This window comes from Mesorhizobium qingshengii, from assembly GCF_900103325.1.
Taxonomy (GTDB): domain Bacteria; phylum Pseudomonadota; class Alphaproteobacteria; order Rhizobiales; family Rhizobiaceae; genus Mesorhizobium; species Mesorhizobium qingshengii.
The window spans coordinates 426,480-451,787 of the sequence record NZ_FMXM01000002.1 but is presented as its reverse complement, the minus strand read 5'-3'; the positions used below and the strand labels follow the sequence as shown (position 1 = coordinate 451,787).

Genomic DNA, 25,308 nt, shown 5'->3' with positions numbered 1-25,308 from the left:
GCGCTATGGCTGCATGGCAGCAATGCAAATTGTGCAATGCAACATTAACGCGCCTTCACGGACCTGACACAAAGAAACCCGAATCGGAAAATGCCGTTGCGTCAACGGTTTGACCGGGTCGGCTGAAAAAAAGACCGAAGCGGGGGAGGGGCAGCATGGCGAGCTATTCGTCGCGGATCAGGTCCGATATCGCGCGCTGGCAACAGACCGGCCTGATCGATGCGGCGACCGCCGATTCCCTGGCGCGCGATGTCGAGGCCAACGAGCGCAAATCGCTCAGCTTCGGTTCCATCCTGGCGATGATGGCCGCCTTGCTGTTCGGCGCCGCCATCCTGATTTTCGTCGCCGCCAATTGGGACGCGATCCCGCGGCTGGCACGGGTAGCGGCACTGTTTGCCGTCATCCTTGGCGGCTATGTCGGCGGCGCGGTGTTGAAGACGCGCGACCATGCGGCGATCGGCGAGGCGCTGTGGATCGTGGCGGCCGCGGCTTTCGGCGGTTCGATCGCGCTGATCGGCCAGATGTATCATCTGTCCGGCGACGAGGCGTCTGCTTTGGTCACCTGGGGTGCCGGCACGGCATTGGCGGCAGTCGCGCTGCGTTCGAACCCGCTGACCGTCGCATCGGTCGGCATCGCCGATGCCTGGCTGTTCCTGAAAGGGTTCGACTATTTCAATCGCACCGAGTTTCCGCATCTCTTCGTGGTCATGGCGATCGTGCTGTTTGCCGTTTCGTTCTGGACCCGCAGCCAGCCGGCGCGGCACCTCATTATCGTGTCGCTGCTCTTCTATCTCGTGCTGTTCGCCATGGATCACGCGACGCTGCAGGTGGCGATCCCCTTGGTCATCGTGTCGGTGCTGCTGTTCGCGGCCTCAATCTTCGCGCCGGGCCTGGTCGACAAGATCGTCCAGCTTGGCGGCCGGTTGCCCTTGCACGCCTTGCTCGGCTTCCTCACCGGCCTGGCGATCATCCAGTTCGAACTGGCCGATGAAAGCACCTACGACATTGGCTTTGCCATCGCCTCGGTCGTCGCGCTGGCCGGCATCGTCGCCGCCATCGTGCTGGCGGGCCGGGAGAGCCGTGGGCTGCGCTGGCTCGCCTATCTCGGCTTCGCCTTCGAACTCGCCATCATCTATGTCGTGACCTTGCAATCGATGCTCGATACGGCGGGCTTCTTCCTTGCCGCCGCGGTGCTGCTCGGTATCCTTGCCCTCGTCATCATTCGCGTGGAAAAGCGCATGAAGGGTCCAGCAACCGGGGGAGCCACGGCATGATGACCGGAAAGCGGCTGATCATCTCGGCGCTGGTGCTGGCGCTCGTCCAGATAGGCTTCCTGAGTTGGATCATCGCCGGCCGGGCGGCGATCCTGCGCAACGGCAAGGAGGTGCTGCTGAAGATCGAACCCGTCGATCCACGCGATCTCCTGCGCGGCGACTACATTATCCTTGGCTACGAGATTTCGCGGATACCGGTGAAAATGATCGCCAACATTCCGGCCGAGAAATTCTCCAGCGACGACACGTCGATCGTCGTCCGCCTGAAGAAGGGCGCCGACGGCTACTGGACGCCGACCACCGCCTGGTTCGGCAAGGCACTGACGCCGGCCGCCGCCGACGAGGCCGATATATCAGGCCATGTCGCCGAAGGCTGGGATCTTCGCGGGGAGGGAATGACCATCGCGCCGGATTATGGCATCGAACGCTTCTACCTGCCGGAAGGCCAGGGGATGGCGATCCAGAACGACATGCGGGTGCGTCCGTTCGGGATACGCCTCGCGCTCTCTGGCGATGGCACCGCGCAGATCAAGGCGCTGGTGGATGGCGACAAGACGCTGTTCGAGGAGCCGCTTTACTAAATGTCCGTGCCTGCCGTGGTGTGAAGCATGCAGATCATCCTGACGACACGTGAAGACATCAACCTCGACACTGTTTTTCGCGTCGCTTGGAAGAAGGACACGGTGGAGATCGGCGAGACGGCCTTGCGGCGCATCGCCGACTGCCGCGCCTCGTTCCTGAAGCTGATTGAAACCGATCCGCCACCGGTGATCTATGGCGTCACCACCGCCATGGGAGAACTGGCGAGCCGCAAGCTCGAACTTGACGAGCGGGACCGCCATGCGCGCATCAAGGCCTTTGCCGCCGCAACCTCGTTCGGCGATCCTTTGCCCGATCGCGTGGTCAGGGCGATCGTGCTTGCCCGCCTGACGAACTTCATCGAGGGCAACGCCGCCACCACGCCGCGCATCGCGCTCGCCGTCGCCGCGATGCTCGACGGTGGCCCGATGCCAATGGTGCCGGCCTCAGGTCAGGGCGGCGCCGGCGAAATCCTGGCGCTCTATCCGCTGTTTGCCGAGCTTTCGACGCGTTTCGACCTGGAGGTCAAGGAACGAGGCTCGCTGATCAACGGCTCGCCCTGTGCTGCCGCTCTGGTGGCCGACGCGGCGCTCGCGGCACGCCGCCGCATCCGGATCGCGCACAAGGTGTTTGCGCTGTCGATCGAAGCGTTTCGCGCCCCGCTCGAACACTACGACGCGGCGATCGACACACTCTGGGGCGATGAGCACGAGGCGGCGGCCCTCCAGGGGCTGCGGCAATTTCTGGTCGATGCTGGAGATGGCAGGCGCAACTATCAGGCGCCGGTCAGCTACCGCATCGTGCCGCGCGTTCTCGGCCAGGCGCATCGCGCACTCTCGTCGGCCGAGCGGGCGGCGGATGTCTCGCTGGCCTCGATATCGGACAATCCCGTCTACATCCCGCCCGATGACGCGCATCCGTTTGGGCGTTGCATCAGCACGGGCGGCTATCACAACGCCATGGCGACGCCGGCGCTGGACGACCTTGCGGCGATATGGGCCGATATCTGCCTGCTCTGCGACCGTCACGCCTCCAAGCTTCTGAATGGCAAGGTGTCGCTGCTGCCCGATCTCCTGATGACCAGGCGGCATTGGGCCGACAGCGACGGCCACGGCAATGTCGGCTATGTTCCGATGGCGATCACCGGCTATCTCGAGCAGGCCAAGCTTGCCGCCCAGCGCACCTTCATTCCGGGAACGGAATCAGCCGGCGCCGGGCAGGACGATGTCGCCACGACGGCGTTCTTCGCCTGGACCAAGGAGGCGACCGCCGGCCGCTGCGTCGACGCGGCGATGGCGATGCTGGCGATGATGGCCTCGCAGGCGCTGCACGTCACCGGGCGTGCGCCACCGCCGGCCCTGCAGTCATTCGTCGACGAAATCAGGGATGTCGTGCCGCCTGTCGGCGAGGATCGCGTGCTGGGGCCGGAGCTTGCAAAGCTGGCCGAGTGGTTCACAGGCAGAGCGTTCGAGGCTTAGACACCGATGCCAGAAATGGCAGGCGGCTTGGTGCGGATGAAGGGACTCGAACCCCCACGCCTTTCGGCACTGGAACCTAAATCCAGGGCGTCTACCAGTTCCGCCACATCCGCATGAACCGGCAATCCCATGTAGCCATCATTCTGTCAATGTCAGGGCCAAAATGATGGTTATTCGCCGAAATGCGAAGATGGTTGAAAATTAGGCTCGCCTGTGACAAAAGGCGTGTCGAATGTGACGGGACGCGACGATCCGCTTCTACAAAATGTGATAAGAAGTAGGAAAAACAAAGACTTATTCACATTTTGGAACGCAGTTTGGGAGAATTTGAGCCGTATTTTCGGTCAAATCGCCAGGTTCCGTGCCAAAAGCCATTCCCGGCAAGAATATACCGGCAGGCTGTAAACGGCAGAAAGCCGTTTGGCAGCCTCATTGGTGAAAACAAAGGTTTTACGATGCAGGTCACCGAAACACTCAACTCCGGTCTCAAGCGCGAGATCAAGATCACCGTGCCGGCCGGTGACATGGAAGCCAAGCTGATGGCGCGGCTTTCGGACGCTAGGAACAAGGTCCGCATCAACGGCTTCCGTCCCGGCAAGGTGCCGGTGCAGCACCTGCGTAAGGTCTACGGCAAGTCGTTCATGGCCGAAGTGGTCAATGAGATCCTCAACGATTCTACCCGTTCGATCATTTCGGGCCGCGGCGAAAAGGCCGCCATGCAGCCCGAGGTCATCATGACCGAGGACGAGAAGGAAGCCGAGAAGATCCTGGCTGGCGGCGCCGACTTCGAATTCCGCCTCAACTACGAAATCATTCCGGCGATCGAGATCAAGGATTTCTCCGACATCAAGGTGACACGTCAGGTGTTCGACGTGCCTGACACCGAGATCGACGAGCAGGTCCAGCGCGTTGCCGAATCGGCACGCAGCTACGAGCCGAAGACCGGCAAGGCCGCCAATGGCGACCGCGTGACGATCGACTATGTCGGCAAGATCGACGGCGAGGCCTTCGCTGGCGGCGCCGGTACCGATCAGCCGCTGGTGCTGGGTTCCAAGGAGTTCATCCCGGGTTTCGAGGATCAGCTGGTCGGCGCCAAGGCCGGCGACGAAAAGCAGGTCACCGTGACTTTCCCGGAAAATTACCAGGCGGCGAACCTGGCTGGCAAGGAAGCGACCTTCGACGTCACCGTCAAGGAAGTCTCCCAGCCCGGTGCGCTGGAAATCAACGATGAGACCGCCAAGAACCTCGGCCTGGAGTCGCTGGAACGCCTGCGTGACGTGGTGCGTGGCCAGATCGAGAACCAGTTCGGTGCCATGACGCGTCAGAAGGTCAAGCGCCAGCTGCTCGACCAGCTCGACGCGTCCTACTCGTTCGAGGCACCGTCGAAGCTCGTCGACGCCGAGTTCAACAACATCTGGGCGCAGGTCAATCGTGACCTGGAAGCGGCCGGACGCACCTTCGCCGACGAAGAGACGACGGAAGAAGAGGCACGCGCCGAATATCTGCGTCTCGCCGAGCGCCGCGTGCGTCTCGGCCTGGTGCTGGCTGAAATCGGCGAGAAGGCCGGCGTCACCGTGTCGGATGAAGAGTTGCAGCGCGGTCTGTTCGAGCAGGTGCGTCGCTATCCGGCCGACCAGCAGCAGGAAGTCTTCGAGTTCTACCGCAGCAATCCGGAAGCGCTGAACACGCTGCGCGCGCCGATGTTCGAGGAGAAAGTGGTCGACCATCTGCTCGGCCAGATCTCCGTCACCGACGTCAAGGTCAGCAAGGAAGAGCTGATGGCCGACGATGAGGAGGCCGAAACCACGACCAAGGCGAAGCCGGCGAAGAAGGCCGCCGCCAAGAAGGCCGACGACAAGAAGGCCGACGAGGCGGAAGAGCCCAAGAAGAAGGCAGCGCCGAAGAAGAAGGCCACCAAGGACGCCGAATAGTTCGAGCATTTCGTTGAAACAGGAAAGGCCGCCTTCGAGGCGGCCTTTTTTGTTGCGAAACTGCAACAGCCGGAACGCTTCGCGAGCGACGGCCTGTAGCGATACCAAGCTTTGATTCTTATCTGCGCTTGTATCGCAAGCCGCTTGGCTGTTGGAGGGCGTGTTGAGGCTGTTGGTTGAAGTGGGACACGCTGCGGCAATCGCGCTGGTTCTTGTCTCGGTCTGTGGCATTGCCCAAGCCGATACGGTTCTTGACAATTGGCGGTTCGGTACGGGCGAAGACGGTCTCGTCACGGCATCGCTTTATGCAACCAACAAGCTGATCACCGGCGGCGGCGCCTTGAGCTACAGCCCGATCCTGACGATTGCCTGCCGGGCAAACAGCGAACCGCACTGGACAGAATGGCTGCAGCTGAATGACGCCGTCTCAGCCAGCCGCAGGATCACCATGTCTGTCATGGTCGACCAGGGCAGCAAGTTCACTGAGAGTTGGTCGGTCGGGCCGCGCGGCAGGATGCTGGTTCGCGACGGGGCCGACGGCATCAGACGCCTTGTTTCCGCAAGCCGACTGTTGCTTTCCTGGCGGTTCGGGCTGCTGTCGGGGCGCGGCGAGGCCGATTTCGATCTCGCCGGGCTCGGCGAAGCCGTCGACCAGATTGCCGGCAGCTGCAACACCGATCCGCCGTAGTCGTAGCGCGAGGCCAGCGCAGCGACAGGCGGAGCTTACTCAGGCAACCACCTGGATCTCTTGCGCAAGCTCTCCGGCTGTCAGAACGCGTCCATCAACGTTGCGATGCCGCCGGGCGAGCCCGGCGGCATCTTTCTTGACTGGCTACTGCCGTTTCGGTCGCAATGCCCTACGGCGTCGCCCCCGTTTGCATCGTTGCGGCCATCTGGTCGATCTTGTCGGCAAGCACGCCTTGGGCCCAAGCCGTGACCTGGGCGTCGACGGGCTTGTTGGCCATATCCGCAAGAGCCGCGTCGAGCGACGCCTGATCTGTGCCGACGGTGGCTGCGGCAGCGTCCGCCTGGGCCTGGGTGGCGGCCGCGTTGTCGGCGTCGACAACGGCCTGTTGAGCGGTGATCTGGTCTTGCAGAGCCTGGATCTGTTCAGCCGTGGCGGTCGGGTCCGCCTGCAGCGCGGTCAGCTGCGCATTCAGGGCATCCAGTTGGGCCTGGGCGGCAGCGGCTGTGGCGGCTGCCGCTTCAGCCGCGGCCTGGGCGGCCTTGGCTTTCGCGGACTGCGTCACAAACGCCTGAATGGCAGCGAACTTCTTGCTCTTGGAATGCATATAGGCGTTGATGTTGCGCTGCAGCGAGTTTAGCCGGCCGAGCTTGGCATGGATGTTCTTGTCGTTGGGCACGGACGCGACCTGCGTCGTGTCGACCGTGGTGCCGGTCGTCGTGTCCGTTTCCGACTTGGCCACCTGCCCTGGGGCCGACGCGGACTTGCCATGCGAGGCGCCGCTGTTGCCATTGCCACCGCCGTTGCCGCCAGCATTGCCACCACCGTTGCCGCCAGCATTGCCACCGCCGTTGCCGCCGCCGTGCCCATTGCCGCCGGCTCCGGCGAGCGCCGGAGACGCCAGAAGCGCCAACGCGGCAAGCGCCGCGAACAGTGTTTTTCGGTTTGTCATGGTACCTCCTCGGGGAATCGCCACCTCCGCCCAATCGCTATAGCAGCGTCATATGAGGAATTGCTAATTGCACGGTGTAAACTTTAGTCAAATGCGGTTTCAATGCGCGAGCCTGGCAATTCGTGGGCGCCATGGTCCTGATTGCCAACTGGCGGCACGGTAACGGTCGTCGAGTGGTTCATCGGAATGGCGCTGAAGCAAGGGAAGTCGATGACGAGAGCATAAGTCACGATCAGATCTGCGACGCGTCACGCGCGAACGCCCTGACTTTCCTCTCGCGACACGACTTCGTCGGCAGGTCGTCGACTAGATCAGTAGCAGGCCTTTCATGCTGGAATAGCCTTTCCTGCCGATGATAATGTGGTCATGCACGGCGATGCCCAGCCGTTTGGCCGCGTCGATGATCTCCTTGGTCATCTCGATGTCGGCGCGCGACGGCGTCGGGTCGCCCGACGGATGGTTGTGCACCAGGATGATCGCGGTCGCCGAGAGTTCGAGGGCGCGCTTGACCACTTCGCGCGGGTAAACAGGCGTGTGGTCGACGGTGCCGACCTGCTGCACCTCATCGGCGATCAGCGCGTTCTTCTTGTCGAGGAACAGGATGCGGAACTGCTCACGCTCCTCGAACGCCATGGCCGAGCGGCAATAGTCGAGAAGCTGCTGCCATGAGGAGAGAATTTCGCGGCCGCGAACCTCGCCGCGCGCCATGCGCTGCGCGGTAGCCGCGACGACCTTGAGGTCGAGCGCCACCGCCGGGCCGATGCCCTTGACCTCCTGCAGCAGGCCGACGGGCGCGCCGAGCACCTCGGCCAGTGTGCCGAACCGCGCCAGCAGCGCCTTGGCGACCGGCTTGGTGTCGGCGCGAGGGATCAGGCGAAACAGCAGGAGCTCCAGCAACTCGTAATCGGGCAGGGCGTCCGGACCGGCAGCGGCAAAGCGCTCGCGCAAGCGGTCGCGATGGCCGAGATAATGTGGCTTTTCATCGAGCGTCCTGGCTTTCGCCGCAGGCCGGACCGGCGCTTCGGAGAAGAAACTCCGCTCGTCGTCGCCCGTGTCCCCCATATGCCCCCGCATCCAACTGCCGCCCGACCCATCGAAATACTAGGCCAGCAGGCCGGGATGGTCGAGTTTTTTTGGTGACAGCGTGAAACTTCGCAACCGTCATCATGCCGAAAGGTGGGTTCGTAGTGCGTATACGGCGCGTGCCGCCATGTTGGCAGTCAACCGATTTGCAGTTCGGCCGCCTCTTTCACCCGTTCATCTAACCTTGCCGCCAAGCCCGTCCAGCACTGCGCGGATCAGCGGCACATCCTTGATATCCGTGTGCACGACCAACCAGAGTTCGCGCGTAAGTGGATCGCCCGGCAAAGGCAGTCTGGTCAAATTCAGATCCGCCGCCATGAAATCGGGCAGCAGCGCGACGCCGCCACTGGCCTTGACGGCAGCCAGTTGAAACTCCAGCGAAGAGGCGCGGATAGCGACTGGACGACCCTCGGCAATCTGCAAAAGCATCCTTTCCTGCCGCGACGAGGCCATGGTCTCCTCATAACCAACGAAGGACCAATCCGCCTCGCGCGTCGCGGCGAGATAGGCGGGATCGGCATAGAGGCTGAAGCCAATCTCGTCGATCTTGGTGACAGTCAGGTCGCCCTGTTCCGGTCGCGCCATCCGCACGGCGATATCTGCCTCCCGCCGCCCAAGCGAGGCGTAGCGCGTCTCGCCGATGACCACGACATCGATGCCGGGATGTCGTTGCCGGAGGCGAACAAACCTCTCGGCCAGCAGCGCGGTCGCCAAGGCAGGCGGGGCGCTTACCCTGACCGTGCCCGCATGCCGGTTGTCCGCATTCAGTGCGGCGCGCTCGATTGTCAGGGCGTCTTCGCTCATTCGCGTGGCGATGCTTGCAATCTGCTGGCCCTTGGCCGTAAGCGAAAGGCGCCGCCCGCGCCGGTCAACGAGCTTGGCGCCGATCTTTTCTTCCAGGTGCGCCACCCGTCTCGCTACTGTGGCATGCTCCACGCCGAGTGCCCGGGCGGCGGCCGACAGGGTTCCCAGACGCGCAAGAGCATGGAAATGGCGAAGGTCCTCCCAATCCAGCATCTGATCATTTTTTCCCATTGTCTGGGAGCTTATAGGTAATTCTCAATCAAACTGCCATCTGCCATTCATCCATCGAACATCAGATTGGAGAATGAAGATGGGTATTGCCGTCACGCTGACTGCTACCGGGGGTGTTGACCAAATGCAGCTGTTGGAGCGCGCGCCGCAATCTCCCGGCCCGAAGGAAATCCGTATCCGTCATGAGGCGATCGGCGTCAATTTTCTCGATATCTACCATCGCAAGGGAATCTACCCGCTGCCCTCCTATCCCGCCGTGCTCGGCGCCGAGGGGGCCGGTATCGTCGATGCCGTTGGCGCCGAGGTCACGCTCCTTGTTCCCGGGGACCGCGTTGCCTATGCGGGCGCCCCGGTCGGCGCCTATGCCACCACGCGCCTGCTGCCGGCGGGGCGGGCGATCAAGCTGCCGGACAGGGTCGGTTCGCGCGCCGCGGCGGCATCGACGCTCAAGGGTATGACTGCCTACATGCTGCTCAACCGCACCTATACCGTGAAGCCGGGCACAGTCATCCTGGTTCATGCGGCGGCAGGCGGCCTTGGAGCCATTCTGGTCCGTTGGGCAAAACATCTGGGCGCAACGGTGATCGGCACGGTCAGTTCTGAGGAAAAAGCCGCACTTGCTCGCTCTCATGGCGCCGACCATCTCATCGTCGGGCGCGATGCCGATCTCGTTCAGCAAGTCTTGGAGCTTACAGGTGGTCGAGGTGTGGATGTAGGCTATGACGGCATTGGCGGTGCCATGCTCGCCAAGACCATCCAATGCATACGGCCGTTCGGTACTGCCGTCAGTTTCGGGCAGGCGGCCGGGCCAATTCCACCGGTTTCTCTTGACCAGTTACGGCCCAACCGCGCTCTTGCCCACCCAAGCATAATGGCCGCGACCGGCGACCAGGCTTTCTACGCCGAAGCCGCCGCAGCCTTGATCGACGCCTTTCGGCTGAACATCACGGCGGCCATTGGCGAGGAATTCGCGCTCAGCGACGTGGCCAAAGCCCACACCGAACTCGAAGCTGGGCGAACCACCGGAAGTCTGTTGCTCATCCCATAGGCTGGCACCAACCCGCCGGTCGGCCGACCTTGCGGGTGCGGCGCCCTATGCCGGCAAGCCGGGGCGGTCGAGCTTCTTGGGCGACAGCGTGAAGATCTCGCAACCGGTATCGGTCACGCCGATCGTGTGCTCGTACTGCGCCGACAGTGAACGATCGCGCGTCACCGCCGTCCAGCCATCGGACAGGACCTTCACATGCGGCCGGCCGAGATTGATCATAGGCTCGACGGTGAAGATCATGCCGGGCCGCATCTCGACGCCCTCGTTGACATTGCCATAGTGCAGGATGTTCGGCGCATCATGGAAAAGCTGGCCGACGCCGTGGCCGCAGAAATCGCGCACCACCGAGCAACGCTCGCCCTCGGCATAGGTCTGGATAGCAGCGCCGATGGCACCGGTGCGGGCGCCGGGCCTGATCGCCGCGATGCCGCGCATCAGGCATTCATAGGTGACTTCCATCAAGCGTTCGGCCGCACGCTTGATGGTGCCGACAGGATACATGCGCGAGGAATCGCCGTGCCAACCATCGAGGATGTAGGTGACGTCGATGTTGACGATGTCGCCGTCCTTCAATGGCTTGTTGTCGGGAATGCCATGGCAGACGACATGGTTGATCGAAGTGCAGGATGATTTCGTGTAGCCGCGATAGTTGAGTGTCGCCGGCAGCGCGCCGTGATCCATGCCGAACTCGAAGACGAAGCGGTCTATCGCCTCCGTGGTGACGCCAGGCTCGACCATCGGCACCAGTTCGTCGAGGCAGCGCGCCGTGAGATCGCATGCCTTGCGCATGCCGGCAAAGCCTTCCTCGCCATAGAGGCGGATCTGGCCGGTATTTCTGAGCGGTGCCGTGGCGGCGTCGAGATAGGTGATCATTTTGTCCGTATTGCCGGTAGAGGCCTTTCGAAGACCCAATGTGAAATCCCGACAGATTTGGCACTTGAGGGCAAAAGGTTCAAGGAAGAACTGCCTGACGCGGCCGTGCAGTCTGGATATTTGCATCGTCAGGGCCGATGTCTTGCCGGTTTGTGCCCGCTTGCTTTCCTTTCTTGCCACCTTGCGTTAGGGCGGAGGAGGTTTTGGGAGATCGCGCCTTTCATGACGGCCAAGCGCAGCAGATTGCTTGAAGCGCCGCTGGCGGCGACCTGCTCATGTCTGATGGGCATGGTGCTGCTGGCGATGCTGTGCCTTGGCCGGCCGGAGATGCCAGCCTTCGCGGACGCTGCATCGGGCGGTGCCAGCGTCGGCGTGGAACGGTCTGGCGAGGTAGCGGCGCTGCTGCGCGTCACCGGCAAGGCGCAAGCGCCGGAAGTTCGCGCTGTCCGGCCGGTGCTGGTCAAGTTCGCCAGCGGCCATACCGCCCTGCCGGTTCCCGAAGCTGTTTTCCTTCGGTCTGACCGGACTTCGCCGGACGCGGTTGCTTCCGAACACGGACCGGCCCCGGGTCGCAAGGCGAGCGCCAACCAGCCGCGCGCACCGCCCTCCATCCCGGCCTGAGCGGTCCAGGACCGCACTTTTCACCACATACCTATCCCTTTCGCGTCGTGACCGTGCGGCGGCTGCCGGCCGCGCACGGTCGTGCGGCGCGTCATGTCCGGATTATTTCAATGCAACGCATCAAGACATTCAAAACCCTGTCGCGCGCGGTTTCGGCGGCTTCATTCCTCTCCGTCCAGGCGCTCATCTGCATCGGAACCGTCTATTGGGCGGTCGCGGAGACACTCGGCCTGTCGGGAACCGGGGCGGTAATCCTCGCCGTCATTTTCGCGGCGCCATCGGCTTTCGTTCTGGTCACGGTGGTCCGCATGGCTTTTGACGCCGAGACCGACCCGGCGAACCAGTGAGGCTGACCGCTCCTGGCGCAGTCGCTGTCACGCAGCGGTTCGCGACCGCAGTGACGACACATTTCTGGGCCAGAAGCCGGTCAAGGCAACTTTTGACGACGAACGGCGTTGCTTGTGCGACGCCAGTTCGGGAGACAGGAAATGGACAGACTGCAATTCGAGGTGCCGGTGCGCATCGCACCCGCGCCCGGCCTGCCAGTCGAGGAGATTTACGGCGTCGAACAGGCGCTCGATTTTCTTCAGGACTGGCCCGCGCGACGTCAGGGCCCGGTCTATCAGAAGGCCTTCAATGCCTGCTTTGGCGCTACGGTGGACGTGGTCAAGACCGAGGATGCTTGCCGGGCGTTCATGGCGTTTTGTCGCGCGAGCGGACTGATGGCCAGGGACATGATGACGCCGCGCAAGCGCGGTGGCGAGGCGAGATCGCTGCAGGCTTGAGGGCCATCGCCCGTTTCGGCTGCCCCGATCCAAATGCCAAGGGCCGCGTTTGAACGGACCTGACGTGTCGCGATGATCATCGCCTGCGGTTGTCCCGAACGACCGCACGAAGACGCGCCGCCGCCAGCGGCGTTAAGGTTCCGTTTCCATCTTCGAGGTTACGCCATTGCTTGTTCAGCAATGGTTGATTCGTTGCGTCAGTCCCATGGTTCGGAAGATGTCCTCAGCAAACGTGCGTGCGTTCCCGATTGATCGTCAGGTTTTCCTTGTTCGGGAGGTTGCCGCCAAGCTGGGGACCCTGCATGGCGACAAGGCGACTTCCTTCTGGAAAGCCAAAGCTTCCGAGCTTCTTGATCACATTGTCGGCTCGGGGAAGGACAGGACTTCGGCCAGCGAAGAGGTTCGCCGTTTCTTCTTTGCAGTCCAGCAAGAGATGCACATGCTGGCCGCCGACGCCGGTTGAACTGGTTTTTTCGCGAAACCGGTGGCGTCGAACTGAGCTGGGGCAGCGCCGCAACTGTCCCCTTCGCTGCTCGCTGATCTAACTGAGTTGATCCCTATGCTGGGTTGATCCCTGGCGACTCCGGAACCTGCCCGCTGCCCATGGCAGCAAGACTTTTTTAGGCGCTAGCTTGCCAGGCGAGAGGCACGGAATACTCGAGACGCACGGTGACGAAAAGCCCGCACCGGGTGAACCGGCGCGGGCAGCCAGCAACCATGCTGTGGAGAGTGTTACGTCGAAACAGCACTATGCTTTATGTTGTCTGTTCCGTCACGCCGGTGGCTTCGTCGGATGTGTCATCCGTAGTGTCCAGCTGCCTTGTTTGCGCGTTGATTAGCCAACGAACCGCTTTTTTTGAGGACAATAGATCGCTGATCAAAAATGAACTGAACTTTTTAGCCCTTCGTTCATATGTGCGTGCTTTCTAATTCAGGTTATGACCTCAAGTTGCTTCACCCGAATTCGGCTTATGGTGAACGGCATATGCCGGGGCACGAGCGCAAATGTTGCCACCATCTTCGCCCTCAGCTTGCCGATCGTTGTCGGCGCCGCGGGCTTCGGTGTGGAGACCTCCTACTGGTACTACAACAGCCTGAGACTGCAGGCGACCGCCGATGCCGCCGCCTACGCCGGCGCGCTCGAGCAGATCTCGGGGTCCGACAAGCCGACGATCGTGGCAGCCGCGACCCAGTCGGCCAAGACGAATGGGCTGGGCTCGGGCACGATTGTCGTCAACACACCTCCGGCATCCGGCCCGAACACGGCGAAGAAAGCGGTCGAGGTTATCGTCCGCCAGAACCTCGACAGGATGTTCACCGCGATCTTCACACGGGGCCAGGTGCCCGAACAGGCGAGGGCGGTGGCGCTCATCACCAATGCCTCGAAGGCCTGCATGACTGCGCTCGATCCGACCGCCCCGCAGGCTGTACTATTTTCCGGCAATACCACCGTGAAGGTCACCGGCTGCGTGGTGATGTCCAATTCGATCGCTCCGGACGCCATCAAGCTTCAGGGCTCGGCTGGCCTCCAGGTCGATTGCCTTATATCGGCGGGCGGCGTCTCTCTTAGCAATCCTGTCACCACTCTCTGCGCGGACCCAATCACCCAGGCGCTGCCTGCCGCCGATCCCTTTGCCGACCTGCCGGCCCCGGCGGCCTCGAACCCTTGCCAGAACTACAACAAGACGACGCTGAGCCCAGGCACCTATTGCAGCGGCATGACGCTGAAGGGCAATGTCACCCTCTCGCCCGGCGTCTATGTCGTTCAGGGTGATCTCAAGATAAACGCCAACGCGGCCGTCATCGGCAGCGGTGTGACAATCTTCATGTCGGGCAGTTCGACCGTCAGCATGAACGGCAATGCCTCCGTGAAGCTCAGCGCGCCGACCTCGGGCACCTATTCCGGTGTGCTGTTCTACGGCGACAGGGCCGGCAACAGCGCATCCAGCACATTCAACGGCACAGCGGATTCACTGCTGACCGGGGCCATCTACTTCCCAAAACAGCAAGTGAGTTATCTTGGCAACTTCTCGGGCAACAGCGGCTGCACTCAGGTCGTCGCCAATACGATTCAATGGTCCGGCAGCACAACCATCAACCAGGATTGCACCAGCCTTGGAATGCGCAACATTCCGGCGGCGCAGTCCGTGGCCCTGGTCGAGTAACCTCCGTGGAATCCCGATCGATGCCGATCCTGAGCGATAAAGCGGGCGTTGCCGCGGTTGAGTTCGCGTTGGTCCTGCCCTTCCTGTGCGTGGCGTTGCTTGGTATCATCGACGGCTGGTCCTATGTGACGAGCTCGCTGTCGATGCGCGCCGGCGTGAAGACCGCCGCGAACCTGATCCTGGCAGGATCGACCAATGATACGGCGACCCAGGCCGTTGCCGTTTCAAGCTGGGAGAAGCGGCCGGCGGATGGCCAGGTCACGCTAAGCCGGATTTATATGTGCGGGACGACCGTGGTCGACGCCTCGACCTTGTGCAGTGGGCCGAAGGTACCCTCGGTCTATGTTCAGATCCAGGCATCGGCCACCTGGACGCCGCCCTTCACCTTTGGTGTTTTTTCCACCCCCAGCGCCATCGGCCACCTGGAGGTGATCCGTGTCCGCTAGGGCAAGCGCGTTCAGGTGGGACCGATCGGGCGGGGCCGGGTTGGAATTCGCGCTGATCGCGCCGTTCCTCGTCATGCTGCTGTTCGGGATCTTCGCCTTCGGCTGGTCGATGAACTCCGTGTCCAGCGTTCGCTATACGCTGGAGACAACATCACGCGCGCTACAGCTTCACAACACGCTCACCCAGACCGAGATTCAATCGATCGCCACGCAAAAATTGCAGGCCATGGGTTTGAAGGATGTCAACGTCACGATCGTCATCGATCCGGTGAGCGGCGGCTTCCGCATGGCGCATCTGACCGCCACCTATGCCTTCGTCATCGACTTCCCTTACTTCAGCGCCTTCCCGATCAACTACGCGACCACCGTTACCGTGCCGCTGGTCGGTTAGGCGCATGGTCTGCCAGTATTGGCTTTTGGCAGTCACATGACGCAAGCTTGGCACGGCTGTCAGGACGATATTGGCCAAAAGGGGATCGAACCCCTGTTACCACATCAAAGTGCATGGCGATGGTCTGACCGTTCTGAGGAGAAAACACCAGCCTGACGCGAGCTTCAGCTTTTCAGCCTGCATGGTCCAGTAGTCTTGTTGTGGAGTCACGGCGATGTTCGGCATTGGCGCGATCAATGCCTTCTACGGTGATCGCGAACATCCCGTTCTCGATCCTTCCTATCCAGCCTTTTGCTTTTAGATACCAGAGATGAAACTCAAGATGTTCACGCGGACAGCCCGATAGGCGTTCGATTTCTGTATCGCCAATGCCAGGATTGTTCACGTCTTGCCGGCGCTTGACGTAAAGAAGCGAGAGCAATTTGGCCTGAATGACGACATCGCGTTCAATGCTTTTATTGTTGCTGGCTTCCCCAATCAACTCGTGGCGAAGTTTCAAATGGTCTTTATACTGAATATCGTACTGCGCGCGCTTGACCGGATCTTTGAGCGCATTGTGCGCCTCCAAGATTTCACTGAAGCGTGATTCATCGCCGGTATCCTGATTATCCGGATGATAGCGCATAGCAAAATAGCGAAATACCCGTTCTATCGTTTCCGAGTTGGCGTTCGGGCTGATTTCCAGAAGTTCGTAGTAGTCAATGAACAAGGTGGTGCTCCCACAACATCGCTTTTGCGCCCGCCGTCGAGAGCGTGACCGCTAAAGGCAAGAAACAGCAGTCCATCAACTTGCGGGTTGGGTCTGCGCGGTCTGACGCTGGTCGAGAGAATCCGCGCGTGACATTGCAATTAGCCGTGCAGTTGCACATGCGGCCAAGATTATGAAGACAGCCGTGAGGTCAAGGAAGGCGGATGATGCAAAAATGCTCCCGCTTTGATCATGGCAACTTAGTTCCATGGCGCTCTCCACCCCTCAGCAACCTGACGGGTTGAATAATGATCCTGCTTCACGAAGAATACAAGCGAGCGCTAATAAGTGAGAGCCGGAGCGATTTCTCCGAGTTTCAGACGACGGCGACAGATTCGATGGATATTCTGGCGCGGCATCTGGGTTGCCTGCGACGGAAGGCCTTACGAGTGGCGGTGAGCAGGCGGGTTTTGCCTCCTTGCCCGCAAACCCCACTCGTAAGGCAGAAATTGAGCGCATCATGAAGGAGGATTTCGACCTCTATGAGCGCTCCGGGCTGAACAGGGAATATCTCACATTGCTCCAGGCCGAGCAGTTTCAGGTTAACCCGGACTCAGTTACTCCAACGGTGTCTATGGATGCCTGCGAATGCCGCAACTCGCTGTGCAGTTCCGAGGCTGGCCGCAAGCTGGTTTCGGACTGGGACAGCCTGGGCGGCTTCAAAGCCCACCTGATGAACGTACAGCGCGACGTTGCCGACATGGTGCGCAGCCTTGGCAGTAACCGCGCAGTGGGTGTTCATGGAACGCTTTGACCGGGAGGTTCCCGAGCCTGCCCGTCTGGCTGTCTATGGCGAGATCGCAGCCGGCAGGAATGCCTATGTCGCCCCGGCAGCACCGAGCGAGATCAAGCATTTCGCCGCAACTCCAGCCGGCGGTGGCCGAATGGGGTACGTCTGCATCTGAAAATGTGGCGATGCTGCGGACTCGTGCCAAGCGGAAGATCGTTGCGCCGGTCGCGGCATCGAGGTGGTCAAGCCAGAACCAGAATTCGTGCGCGTCATCCTCGTCCAAGGCGTCGTTGATGCGCAAGAAGGCGGGGTGATCCTACCACCCACGCGCAATGGAAAAGCGCGTGCGGTAACAATTGATTCAACCATTGCTGGTATTCTAGTGATGTGTGGTAGCGGCTCCGACACTGCGCCGGGGGTGGGTTGCCGGAGCCGCCTGCGCTGCCAGGGTTGGGGTTTTGACCGCGCTGTTCCAGAATAGGACAGCGCGGTCAACGATTGGTTAAAATGCCCCGGAACTAATTCAGTCTCCGCTAATTGAATCGCGGTTCTGCGAGTCAGTTCATGCGTTTGAAGTTTATCCCGCCGTTGATGCCGACGCTCGTCGAGCAGCCTCCCGAAGGCGACGACTGGATTCACGAAGTAAATTCGACGGCTACCGCTCGCAGCTCATTATCAATGAAGACGGCACCAGGATCTACACGCGCAACGGCCACGACTGGACGACGAAGTATAGCGATCTGGTGAAGGAGGCCACCAGCCTCGGTGCCGAGAACGCCATCGTAGACGGCGAGATCATCGTGCTCAACGAAGCCGGCCTGTCTGACTTCGGAGAATTGCGCGAGGCGATTACGCGCAGGCAGCGCGCTCTCTATTTCGTCGCGTTTGACCTGCTGCACCTCAATGGCCACGATCTGCGCAACATGGCGCTGGAGGAGAGGCGCGAGATCCTTGCCAGCATGATTGAAGCAGGCGGGCGAATTCAGTTCAGCGAACCGCTGCCGGGTGGGGCGAAAGCCATCTATCACCTGCTCGACAACGCTGGCTTGGAGGGCATGGTCTCCAAGCGCCGCGACAGCCGGTATCGCAGCGGTCCGTCGACCAGCTGGCTGAAGGCGAAATGCTACGCGATCGACGAATACGAATTGCTTGGCGTCGAGAGGGAGCGCGGCAAGCCAGCCTTTGCGCTCATGGCTGACCGCGTGACGGGCAAGTATATCGGCTCCGCATTTATCAACTCCAGTCGCGCCATACGCGAGCGGCTTGGCAGCGCGTCCAGGAACATTCCGGGCCAGCTCCCAAGGGCATGAAGCGGCCAGCGACGCAATGGGTCAAGCCGGGCCTCGTCGGCCGTGTGAAGCACTTGCGCGGCGAGGAGGATCTGCGGCATGCCTCGCTGCAGGATTTCCGAATTGAAGAAGATCAATGAACGGCGTTTTGGTTTCGTCGGCATCGTGGTGCTGGCGGCGTGGTGGTCGACAGAGTTGTTAGCTAAATATGGTTGACAGTTTTCGAACTTAAGCGCGGAATCCACCGTGCGAATTATCGCACTACTGCTTAAAGGGAGGACCGTTACATGGAACACCTTAATCGCAGATCAGCCCTTAAATTTGGTCTCGCCGTGACAGCCGCGACACCCGTATTTTCACTGGCAGCGCCGGCGGAGGCGGCAGCTCCCACCTATGGCGCCACTGACGGCATCGACATGGGACATGGACGACGAATGGTGGAAGTCGGGGAGCAGGAGTCGCAGATCAGTGCCTATAAGAGCATCAAGATAATCGATGTCATCTATCAACCTGGAGTTTCTGATCCCGACGATCAGCCTTTGATGGACATGGACATGATCTGCCACGTCATTGCCGGTGAGTTCAAAATAGAAAAGAAGGGCATACCCGCCTACACGGTCAAAGACGGCGGAATCTACAGTTGCGGCAAGGGGAAGTCGGACAAAGCCACCAACATCAGCAGCGTGGTTGGCATCCATCGAATTGCTCTTTTGATCCCGGCCTGAGTCGTTTTCGAAAGCCCGAGAAGCCCCGCTGCCGCTCGGCCCGTATCAACCGCACGGCAGCGGGCCCCGATCCAGCTCAGGAATATAATCCTTCGTTGCGGCGACCCCTTCAATGGAGATCGCCATGCCCCACAAGATCCTCGCCGACACCCTCGCAGCTCGCGAAACGGTTCGCATCACATGCGTTCCCGACTATGACGGCATCAACGCCCGCCGAAACCGCGACCGGAAACCGACTTTCGATCGGACGGCTTGACGGAACATTAGCCGCATCTGAAAGTTTCGGCCTGGCAGCGGGCGGTGCCCTCCATTGCCTGCTGAAGATCAGGTAACCCTGATCGGCCCGCGTTCTCCGCCAGAGGCGCGGGCTTTCAACTGACCACAGGGGACGCGATGACCGACAAGCCGGCAACGACCTACGTCGTGAGCGTGTTTGAGAAGCCGCACTGGCGCACGGTGATGACCACGAAAGACAAGGCGAAGCCCTGGCGATGGCAAGGAGATCGGCGACAAGGTGCGTGTCGAGGAGATCACGCCGAAGGTGAAGGGGTGGTAGGAAGCGCGCTTATGCTGCACGCTCCCTCAACGGGCGCTTTGATTTTTCTGGCCAGCTCTTCAACGGGCGCATCTAGCCCCCTGACGGCCGCGTGAAGGGCTGTGGTAGCCGCCGCCAGATCGGTTTGCCATTGTCGTTCGAAAGATCGGTGCGTTGAGGCAGCGACATGAGCGAACTATGCGCCTTGTCGCGGTGTCAGTCTATGGCTTCTTGGGACGGACGGAGCGTCGAGGCAGAAACGCTCAAGCACCCGACCCAGTAAGGGCGCGCTTGCCGATTTGAGCAGAGGGAAATGGGCAGCGCCGGGCCACCTACCCGCGAGATGTTCTTTTGGGCAGCGGCGAGCTATCCATTGGGTTCTCAGCCAACTTGAGTGACCGCCGCTGTTTCAGCCAGAGGGACTTCTTTTTGCTTGCCAGTAGCGCTTCGCGATCGCCAGCCTCGGCGAGGGGGCGGCCACGCGTCGCAGCAATGGCGTAGTCGGCTCGGTTAGTTCGATAGTCCTCTTTGTGTGCGGGCATCGTTTTCTCCCAGTTTGCGGCCCTTTCCCTCCTTCGGCCGGGAAGCACTAACTGCCGATGCGCCGCGCGAGTCTACCAATTGAGGATTGTATTAAAATGATACAAGTGCGTTTGTCCTTGGATCGACACCGATGTGATCAAGCCCGTTGATGCTGATCATTCTGACGTTCTTGGGCCAATCCGTTGGCGGAGTGCTGTCGGAATAAATCTGACTCATTACTCGGCCCCCATATACCTTCGCCCCCAAAAGGAGGACTTGAAATATAATCGAACAAGCGCATCTTGTCCGTGGGCTTGGCAACCCGGACCGCGATAAGCAGGAATATCGATTGAATCGAAGGTGCTGCTGAGGCGCACGAAGCCTTGGCGGTCCCTGCGTGCGGCTGGGACACCGGTCACTGGTAAGCTGGTCTATACCCAGAGGACTTAATGTGATGAACGCTCATATTCCAACCGTCGAACCCTTTTGCGTTCCCGATACCTTTGTAACAGGCTCTGCCCCTCTCCAATTCTTGGGCGAGAATATCAGGCTGACGTTGCTCGTAGCGCAGCGCTGCACCCATGATGGCACCACAGAAAACGCCATTGTGTCGAAACTGGTAGGGAGCCGGTCCGACATGCTCCAGATCGCCGCCGCCATCCTGCGGGGTTGCAGCACCAATAATAGTGCCGACGACGCGGAAGGGGTCGCTCAGTTTCTACAAGCTCCAGCCGGTCGCCACTGATTGGTAGCAGAGTTGTTACCTAGCCCGCTGCCTCACGGTGGCGGGCTTTTACGGTAGGAAGGGCACCTCGTGCCCGCATTCGCGGCACTTGAACAAATCGTTTTTGCCACCGCTGCCTTGGCCAACCATGGGCTCGTGCTTTGCTCGCGATATCCAACAGCGCGGACATTGTGGCGTCTCGTCAATGATGGGCTGATACCTGTGCATGCGGCCAGCCGCAGAGGCAGCGTTGTCCAGATTGGATTTCAATTTTGCCCCAGTTTCATCGTGAAGGGCAAGCTTGCGCCGTAGTTTTCCGGCCGTCCGTTCCTCAGTGAAAGCCAACTCTGCGGCCTCGGTCTTGAGCATTTCCCTTAGATCCACCATCCTCCAAGCAAAGCCCCTCCATGTCGCGCGTATGTCGCCCGGACCTGCCGATAGTCGCAGGAAACTCTTGGAAATCAAAATGGCGCCACGCCGGGTCTGCTCATGCCGGAAAGGAAATTGGCCAAACGTTGGACAGAGGCTGGCAGGTTTTCGCTAAGTGCTTGAAATCTCTGGTACGCCCAAGGGGAATCGAACCCCTGTTACCGCCGTGAAAGGGCGGTGTCCTGACCGCTAGACGATGGGCGCGTTCAGATGAAAGCGGCTTATACTGGCGTTGTGCGCAACCGGCAACCCGTCAGTTGCCGCCTTGGACAACTTTTTTCCAGCCTGTCAAACCAGCCGTTTCGCCAGGTCCGCCAAGGTGCCGGTCTCTGCCCGGCTGCATTCTCGGCCAAGGTTACGGCATGGATTCCAAGGTCTCCGCGACGGAGCCTCGCTCCTGCTTCACCCTGGGATGACGAGGTTGCTGCTAGCCGTCGCCACCGCCGCTGCGCCTGCGGCAACGCCAGTTCCAGTCGCGCTCGGGTCCGACATCGACGTGCACAGATTCGGTGTGGCAGTAGGTGCCGACGCCGCCGCGGCCGGGCATGCTTCTGATATAGCTTGCCAGCTCCCATTTCGAAACGCCGGGGACCTGGATGTCGGCGGCGGCGCAATACATGTGCAGCGAATTCTTGGCACCGTTGGCACGGCGGTTGCGGGCCGGGTCGCGATAGCCTGACGTCACCGTCATCTTGCGGCCGTAGTGGCCTTCGATCGTCTTCAGCACCCGAACCAGCGAGGGCTTCAGGCACGCCACGTCGACGCTCTCGTTCTGCTTGAGCAATCCGTTGGGCGCCAGCCGGGCCATTCCGGCGGCGGACGCGACCTGATAGGCCCCGGCGCCCGTGCCCTCGTCCTCATTGAGGTCGACGTCGCTTTCGTCGTCGAGGCCGGATTTGCGCTTGATTTCGAACAGGGCCGTCTGGCGCACGCCGGGCAGGGCATCGATACCGGTGATGTGACCGGTATCGCCCCCGATCGAGGCCAGTTGCACCGGCTTTGCCGTGGAATTGGCCGAGGCCAGCGTGATGATCGGCTTTGCCGGTGCTGGCGCCGGCTTGGCCTGCGCTGCGGGCAGCTCAGCCGACCTGGTGTTGATGAGCGGCGTCGCCGAGGCGGGCGTGGCGCCAAACATCGAGGCCAGGAAGCCTTTTTTCTTGGGTGCTTCGACCTGCGGCGACTGTGGCATCTCGCCAGCCGTCACGTAGACCGGATTGTTCATCGCCGGCGCGGCTGCGGGTTTTGGCGCGGTCACGCCTGCATCGGCGGCGGCAATCTGTTGCGCGACCGCATCGTTCTCCCGCGCCGGCTGTGCCGGCTGCTGCAATGACTGCGGCGTGTTTCCCGCGATCGTTTCGGCGCCCGCCGGAGGAGTCAGCGGAAAGGCGGCCTGGGGGTTCGTTATTGGTACATAGGCGACCGTCTCGGGAAGCGCCGTATCGCTTGCCGTCATCACGGTCGTCTGCTCGGTGGTGACCTGCGACGAATCGGCGACAGTGGTCGCCTTGACGCTCGAGGCCGCGCTTATGTCCGATGCGGTAGCGCTGTAACCCGGCATTCCAACCGACATTGTCGGGTCGCCAGCCGAGGTGCAGGAAGCCAGAAGCACGGAACAGAGCGCTGCCATGATGGCGCGACGTTCTCCCTTTGCGAGGCTCCATCCTGCTGATTTCAAAGCCAAATTCCCCCTCGATGTCCGGTCGGTATATCCTTGGCGCGGCACTGAAACGTCGCGTCGAGTACCTTTGTCTCCGATCCGGAAACGAGACCTGTGTCAAATCAGCAAGCCTGGAAGTATTTTTGCAGCGATTGACGAATTGCGGCCGCTTGAAGGTTGACGACACCATTTCGCCCGCTTTTGCCGGTCCGTCAACTCACCAGACATTACAGTCCGTTACACACGCACCTTCACATAGGTACCGGGAGCATCCCCCAAGGTTTTCATATGCTTGCCGGGTTTGCGAGCCGGCACGCGGGTGTTGTCCTTGGCCTCGATCCAGTCTTGCCAGTGCGGCCACCAGGATCCTGGATGTTCGGTGGCCCCGGCAACCCACTGGTCGAAGTCGCCCGTCGGCGTCCCTCCGGTCCAGTACTGATACTTCTTGGATGCCGGCGGATTGACGACGCCTGCGATATGGCCCGACCCGGCCATGACGTAGTCGACCTTGCCGCCGAAATATTTCGAGCCGAGGAAAACGGAGAGGGCCGGCGCGATGTGATCTTCCCTGGAGGCGAGGTTGTAGACCGGAATGGTGATGTCGGCGAGCGACACCGTGTGCCCCGCCAGTTCCATCGTGCCGCGTGAAAGGTTGTTCTCGAGATAGCAGTTGCGCAGATAAAAAGAGTGGTTGGCCGCGCCCATGCGGGTCGAATCGGCATTCCAGTAGAGCAGGTCGAAGGGCAGGGGATCCTTGCCGCGCATGTAGTTGTTGACGACATAAGGCCAGATCAGGTCGCCCGAACGCAGCATGTTGAAGGCGGTCGCCATCTTGGTGCCGTCGAGATAGCCCTTTTCGCTCATCGATTTTTCCACCGCCGCGACCTGTTCCTCGTCGACGAAGACTTTCAGGTCGCCGGCATGGGTGAAGTCGACCTGCGTGGTGAAGAGGGTGGCCGACTTGATGCGGTCGTCGCCCTCTTGTGCCATCAGCGCCAGTGCCGCCGCCAGCAGCGTGCCGCCGACGCAATAGCCGATCGCGTTGACGTCCCTTTCGCCGGTGGCCTTCTCGATCGTGTCGAGGCCGTATTGCAGCCCTTCGCGTATGTAGGCTTCCCAGCTCTTGGTGCCGTGGCGCTCGTCCGGGTTGATCCAGGAGATGACGAAGACGGTGTGGCCCTGTTCAACAGCCCAGCGGATGAAGGACTTCTGCGGATTGAGATCGAGGATGTAGAACTTGTTGATCCAAGGCGGGCAGATCAGCAGCGGCCGCTTGAGCACCATCTCGGTCGCGGGATCGTATTGGATGATCTCGGCGACATCGCTGCGGCCAACCACCTTGCCGGGAGTGGTGGCGATGTTCTTGCCGATCTCGAAGGGCGAATAGTCGGCCTGGCGCAGCTTCAGATCGCCCTTGCCGGCGGCGATGTCCTCGGCCAGCATCTTCATGCCGCGCACCAGGTTTTCGCCGTTCGAGGCGACGGTTTCGCGAAACAATTCCGGGTTGGTCAGGATGAAATTCGACGGCGAGATGGCGTTGGACACCTGCTTGACATAGAAGCCGGCCTTGTGGCGGGTGTGCTCGTCCAGGCCATCGGCGTGCTCAACCAGGTCGGCCGCCCAGCGCGAGGTGACGAGATAGGTCTGCTTGAGAAAATCGAAGAAGGCGTTGCGGCCCCATTCGGGGTCGAGGAAGCGCTTGTCGCCGCGTTCCGGCTTGACGGCGTCTTCAGTGCCTTCGGCGGCGTTGCTGGTGCGCTGAATGGCGTTGGCCCAGACAGTCATGTAGCCGGAGAACAGCCGCGTCTGCGCTTCCAGCGCGCGCTGCGGATCGGAAAGCCAGTATTCGCTGAGCTTGGAGAAGGTCTTCACCATGTCGACAACCGGCTCGGCGACGCTGTCGCGCACCTCGCCTTTTTCGCGCGGCTCAGCCCACGCGGAAGCAGCCTTGCCGGCCTGCTCAATCATGCGCGCCATGTTCAGGGCGAAGCGTTCCGGGTCCTTCACCAGATATTGCTCGACGGTCGAAGGCTCGTCATCTTCCGCTTTGCCCGAATCGGGTGTCTTGGACATGGTTCGCGGGGTTCCTCCCGAAGCGTTTTCTTGACATATTAACATGGGACATCCGACCGGGTCCAATCTCGCTCTACCTCGGCTGCCAAGGAAACAATATGACGATTAATATTGGCGAGACTGTTTTTTTCGGCGCTGGACGTTTTCTGCGCATCGGCGCGGCAATCATCCTTCTGGGGATTGCCGGATGTTCGAGCACCAACGGCCCGGGGCCCGTCGCGGCGGGCATGGGGCCGAAGGACACCGGCACCTTTCCAAACCTGAACATCAAGCCCCAGGTGGCGGCACCGCAGTTCACCGAAGCCGAGAAGAACGCCAAGCTTGCGCAATTGAAGGCGGATGAGAACGCGCAGGGCGCGAAAGGCGGCGGTCCCAAGGTCACCGACCAGGCGGCGCTCAAGGATCTTGCCAAGAAACACGGCGGCGAAACGCTGAGGCAGATCGAAGGCAAATGCGACCCGACCCTCGACCCTACCTGCAAATGAGTATATAGGGCGCGCGCAAACGCGCCCCCCAAACACCAAGTGATG

Annotated in this window: 27 protein-coding genes, 2 tRNA genes and 1 pseudogene; 21 read left to right on the top strand and 9 right to left on the bottom strand. The window is 61.2% G+C overall.

Annotated elements, in window-relative coordinates; genetic code table 11:
* The first annotated feature begins 155 nt into the window (after positions 1-155).
* Genes BLS48_RS02290 through BLS48_RS02280 form a run of 3 tightly spaced genes read left to right on the top strand, consistent with a single transcriptional unit; the run spans position 156 to position 3,331 of the window.
* Complete coding sequence (locus BLS48_RS02290) at positions 156-1,274, top strand: DUF2157 domain-containing protein (protein WP_091575274.1); 1,119 nt, start codon at positions 156-158, stop codon at positions 1,272-1,274.
* A complete protein-coding gene (locus tag BLS48_RS02285; RefSeq protein WP_091575273.1) occupies positions 1,271-1,855 on the top strand; it encodes a GDYXXLXY domain-containing protein in 585 nt (194 codons plus the stop codon). The genes BLS48_RS02290 and BLS48_RS02285 overlap by 4 nt, the downstream gene beginning before the upstream one ends.
* 27 nt (positions 1,856-1,882) lie before the next feature.
* Positions 1,883-3,331 (top strand): aromatic amino acid lyase, encoded by a 1,449-nt coding sequence (locus tag BLS48_RS02280; RefSeq protein WP_091575271.1) that lies wholly within the window; start codon positions 1,883-1,885, stop codon positions 3,329-3,331.
* Between the two features lie 28 nt (positions 3,332-3,359).
* Here the strand turns inward: BLS48_RS02280 and BLS48_RS02275 are convergent.
* Positions 3,360-3,444, bottom strand: a tRNA-Leu gene (locus tag BLS48_RS02275).
* Positions 3,445-3,786: 342 nt separating this feature from the next.
* Between BLS48_RS02275 and tig the strand changes: the two genes are divergently transcribed.
* On the top strand, positions 3,787-5,262 hold the full coding sequence (tig, locus tag BLS48_RS02270; RefSeq protein WP_091575270.1) for a trigger factor: 1,476 nt from the start codon (positions 3,787-3,789) through the stop codon (positions 5,260-5,262).
* Positions 5,263-5,425: 163 nt separating this feature from the next.
* Positions 5,426-5,950, top strand: a complete 525-nt coding sequence (locus BLS48_RS02265) for a hypothetical protein (RefSeq protein ID WP_091575635.1) — start codon at positions 5,426-5,428, stop codon at positions 5,948-5,950.
* A gap of 169 nt (positions 5,951-6,119) precedes the next feature.
* Here the strand turns inward: BLS48_RS02265 and BLS48_RS02260 are convergent, their stop codons facing one another.
* From BLS48_RS02260 to BLS48_RS02250, 3 genes are all read right to left on the bottom strand, one after another.
* Positions 6,120-6,899, bottom strand: coding sequence for a hypothetical protein (locus BLS48_RS02260; protein ID WP_091575268.1), 780 nt, complete (start codon positions 6,897-6,899; stop codon positions 6,120-6,122).
* Positions 6,900-7,205: 306 nt separating this feature from the next.
* On the bottom strand, positions 7,206-7,961 hold the full coding sequence (gene radC / locus BLS48_RS02255; protein ID WP_091575267.1) for a RadC family protein: 756 nt from the start codon (positions 7,959-7,961) through the stop codon (positions 7,206-7,208).
* 195 nt (positions 7,962-8,156) lie between these two features.
* On the bottom strand, positions 8,157-8,999 hold the full coding sequence (locus BLS48_RS02250; protein WP_091575634.1) for a LysR family transcriptional regulator: 843 nt from the start codon (positions 8,997-8,999) through the stop codon (positions 8,157-8,159).
* A 97-nt stretch (positions 9,000-9,096) separates the two neighbouring features.
* On the opposite strand from BLS48_RS02250, the gene BLS48_RS02245 reads away from it, so the two are divergent.
* On the top strand, positions 9,097-10,065 hold the full coding sequence (locus BLS48_RS02245) for a quinone oxidoreductase family protein (protein ID WP_091575633.1): 969 nt from the start codon (positions 9,097-9,099) through the stop codon (positions 10,063-10,065).
* Positions 10,066-10,110: 45 nt separating this feature from the next.
* Here the strand turns inward: BLS48_RS02245 and map are convergent, their stop codons facing one another.
* Positions 10,111-10,938 (bottom strand): type I methionyl aminopeptidase, encoded by an 828-nt coding sequence (map, locus tag BLS48_RS02240; protein WP_091575632.1) that lies wholly within the window; start codon positions 10,936-10,938, stop codon positions 10,111-10,113.
* Between the two features lie 222 nt (positions 10,939-11,160).
* Here map and BLS48_RS02235 point away from each other — a divergent pair, with 222 nt between their 5' ends.
* The 7 genes from BLS48_RS02235 to BLS48_RS02205 all read left to right on the top strand — a co-directional run bounded on the left by BLS48_RS02235 (position 11,161) and on the right by BLS48_RS02205 (position 15,346).
* Entirely contained in the window at positions 11,161-11,559 is a 399-nt protein-coding gene (locus tag BLS48_RS02235; RefSeq protein ID WP_091575265.1) for a hypothetical protein, read from the top strand.
* Positions 11,560-11,669: 110 nt separating this feature from the next.
* Positions 11,670-11,906: a hypothetical protein gene (locus BLS48_RS02230; protein WP_091575263.1), complete on the top strand. Its 237-nt coding sequence runs from the start codon at positions 11,670-11,672 to the stop codon at positions 11,904-11,906.
* A 141-nt stretch (positions 11,907-12,047) separates the two neighbouring features.
* Positions 12,048-12,344, top strand: coding sequence for a DUF982 domain-containing protein (locus BLS48_RS02225; RefSeq protein WP_091575262.1), 297 nt, complete (start codon positions 12,048-12,050; stop codon positions 12,342-12,344).
* Between the two features lie 166 nt (positions 12,345-12,510).
* Entirely contained in the window at positions 12,511-12,807 is a 297-nt protein-coding gene (locus BLS48_RS02220) for a DUF6074 family protein (protein ID WP_244529490.1), read from the top strand.
* A 475-nt stretch (positions 12,808-13,282) separates the two neighbouring features.
* Positions 13,283-14,509 (top strand): pilus assembly protein TadG-related protein, encoded by a 1,227-nt coding sequence (locus BLS48_RS02215; protein ID WP_167364911.1) that lies wholly within the window; start codon positions 13,283-13,285, stop codon positions 14,507-14,509.
* A gap of 20 nt (positions 14,510-14,529) precedes the next feature.
* Positions 14,530-14,955: a TadE/TadG family type IV pilus assembly protein gene (locus BLS48_RS02210; RefSeq protein ID WP_091575260.1), complete on the top strand. Its 426-nt coding sequence runs from the start codon at positions 14,530-14,532 to the stop codon at positions 14,953-14,955.
* A complete protein-coding gene (locus BLS48_RS02205) occupies positions 14,945-15,346 on the top strand; it encodes a TadE/TadG family type IV pilus assembly protein (protein ID WP_091575258.1) in 402 nt (133 codons plus the stop codon). Before BLS48_RS02210 ends, BLS48_RS02205 begins: the two co-directional genes overlap by 11 nt.
* A 172-nt stretch (positions 15,347-15,518) precedes the next feature.
* On the opposite strand, the gene BLS48_RS02200 is transcribed toward BLS48_RS02205, so the two are convergent.
* The gene (locus BLS48_RS02200; RefSeq protein WP_091575257.1) at positions 15,519-16,055 is read right to left on the bottom strand and encodes a DnaJ domain-containing protein; all 537 of its coding nucleotides are present in this window, start codon (positions 16,053-16,055) and stop codon (positions 15,519-15,521) included.
* A 499-nt stretch (positions 16,056-16,554) separates the two neighbouring features.
* Here BLS48_RS02200 and BLS48_RS02190 point away from each other — a divergent pair, with 499 nt between their 5' ends.
* From BLS48_RS02190 to BLS48_RS02170, 7 genes and pseudogenes are all read left to right on the top strand, one after another.
* Positions 16,555-16,848, top strand: a complete 294-nt coding sequence (locus BLS48_RS02190; RefSeq protein ID WP_091575254.1) for a hypothetical protein — start codon at positions 16,555-16,557, stop codon at positions 16,846-16,848.
* Positions 16,835-16,999: a hypothetical protein gene (locus tag BLS48_RS35540; RefSeq protein WP_167364910.1), complete on the top strand. Its 165-nt coding sequence runs from the start codon at positions 16,835-16,837 to the stop codon at positions 16,997-16,999. Before BLS48_RS02190 ends, BLS48_RS35540 begins: the two co-directional genes overlap by 14 nt.
* A gap of 389 nt (positions 17,000-17,388) precedes the next feature.
* Positions 17,389-18,253, top strand: a pseudogene (locus BLS48_RS02185) (ATP-dependent DNA ligase).
* A gap of 147 nt (positions 18,254-18,400) precedes the next feature.
* The gene (locus BLS48_RS02180; protein WP_091575252.1) at positions 18,401-18,838 is read left to right on the top strand and encodes a hypothetical protein; all 438 of its coding nucleotides are present in this window, start codon (positions 18,401-18,403) and stop codon (positions 18,836-18,838) included.
* Between the two features lie 124 nt (positions 18,839-18,962).
* Positions 18,963-19,094, top strand: a complete 132-nt coding sequence (locus BLS48_RS36530; RefSeq protein ID WP_280142499.1) for a hypothetical protein — start codon at positions 18,963-18,965, stop codon at positions 19,092-19,094.
* Between the two features lie 137 nt (positions 19,095-19,231).
* Positions 19,232-19,489, top strand: coding sequence for a hypothetical protein (locus BLS48_RS35535; RefSeq protein WP_167364884.1), 258 nt, complete (start codon positions 19,232-19,234; stop codon positions 19,487-19,489).
* A gap of 860 nt (positions 19,490-20,349) precedes the next feature.
* Entirely contained in the window at positions 20,350-20,640 is a 291-nt protein-coding gene (locus tag BLS48_RS02170) for a hypothetical protein (RefSeq protein ID WP_143019379.1), read from the top strand.
* Between the two features lie 537 nt (positions 20,641-21,177).
* Here BLS48_RS02170 and BLS48_RS02160 read toward each other — a convergent pair.
* The 3 genes from BLS48_RS02160 to BLS48_RS02150 form a co-directional block, all read right to left on the bottom strand.
* Positions 21,178-21,252 (bottom strand) — tRNA-Glu (locus BLS48_RS02160).
* Positions 21,253-21,475: 223 nt separating this feature from the next.
* The gene (locus tag BLS48_RS02155; RefSeq protein ID WP_244529489.1) at positions 21,476-22,675 is read right to left on the bottom strand and encodes a YcbK family protein; all 1,200 of its coding nucleotides are present in this window, start codon (positions 22,673-22,675) and stop codon (positions 21,476-21,478) included.
* Positions 22,676-22,942: 267 nt separating this feature from the next.
* Positions 22,943-24,778, bottom strand: a complete 1,836-nt coding sequence (locus tag BLS48_RS02150) for a PHA/PHB synthase family protein (RefSeq protein WP_091575243.1) — start codon at positions 24,776-24,778, stop codon at positions 22,943-22,945.
* A 98-nt stretch (positions 24,779-24,876) separates the two neighbouring features.
* Between BLS48_RS02150 and BLS48_RS02145 the strand changes: the two genes are divergently transcribed.
* A complete protein-coding gene (locus tag BLS48_RS02145; protein WP_091575242.1) occupies positions 24,877-25,263 on the top strand; it encodes a hypothetical protein in 387 nt (128 codons plus the stop codon).
* Positions 25,264-25,308 lie beyond the last annotated feature (45 nt).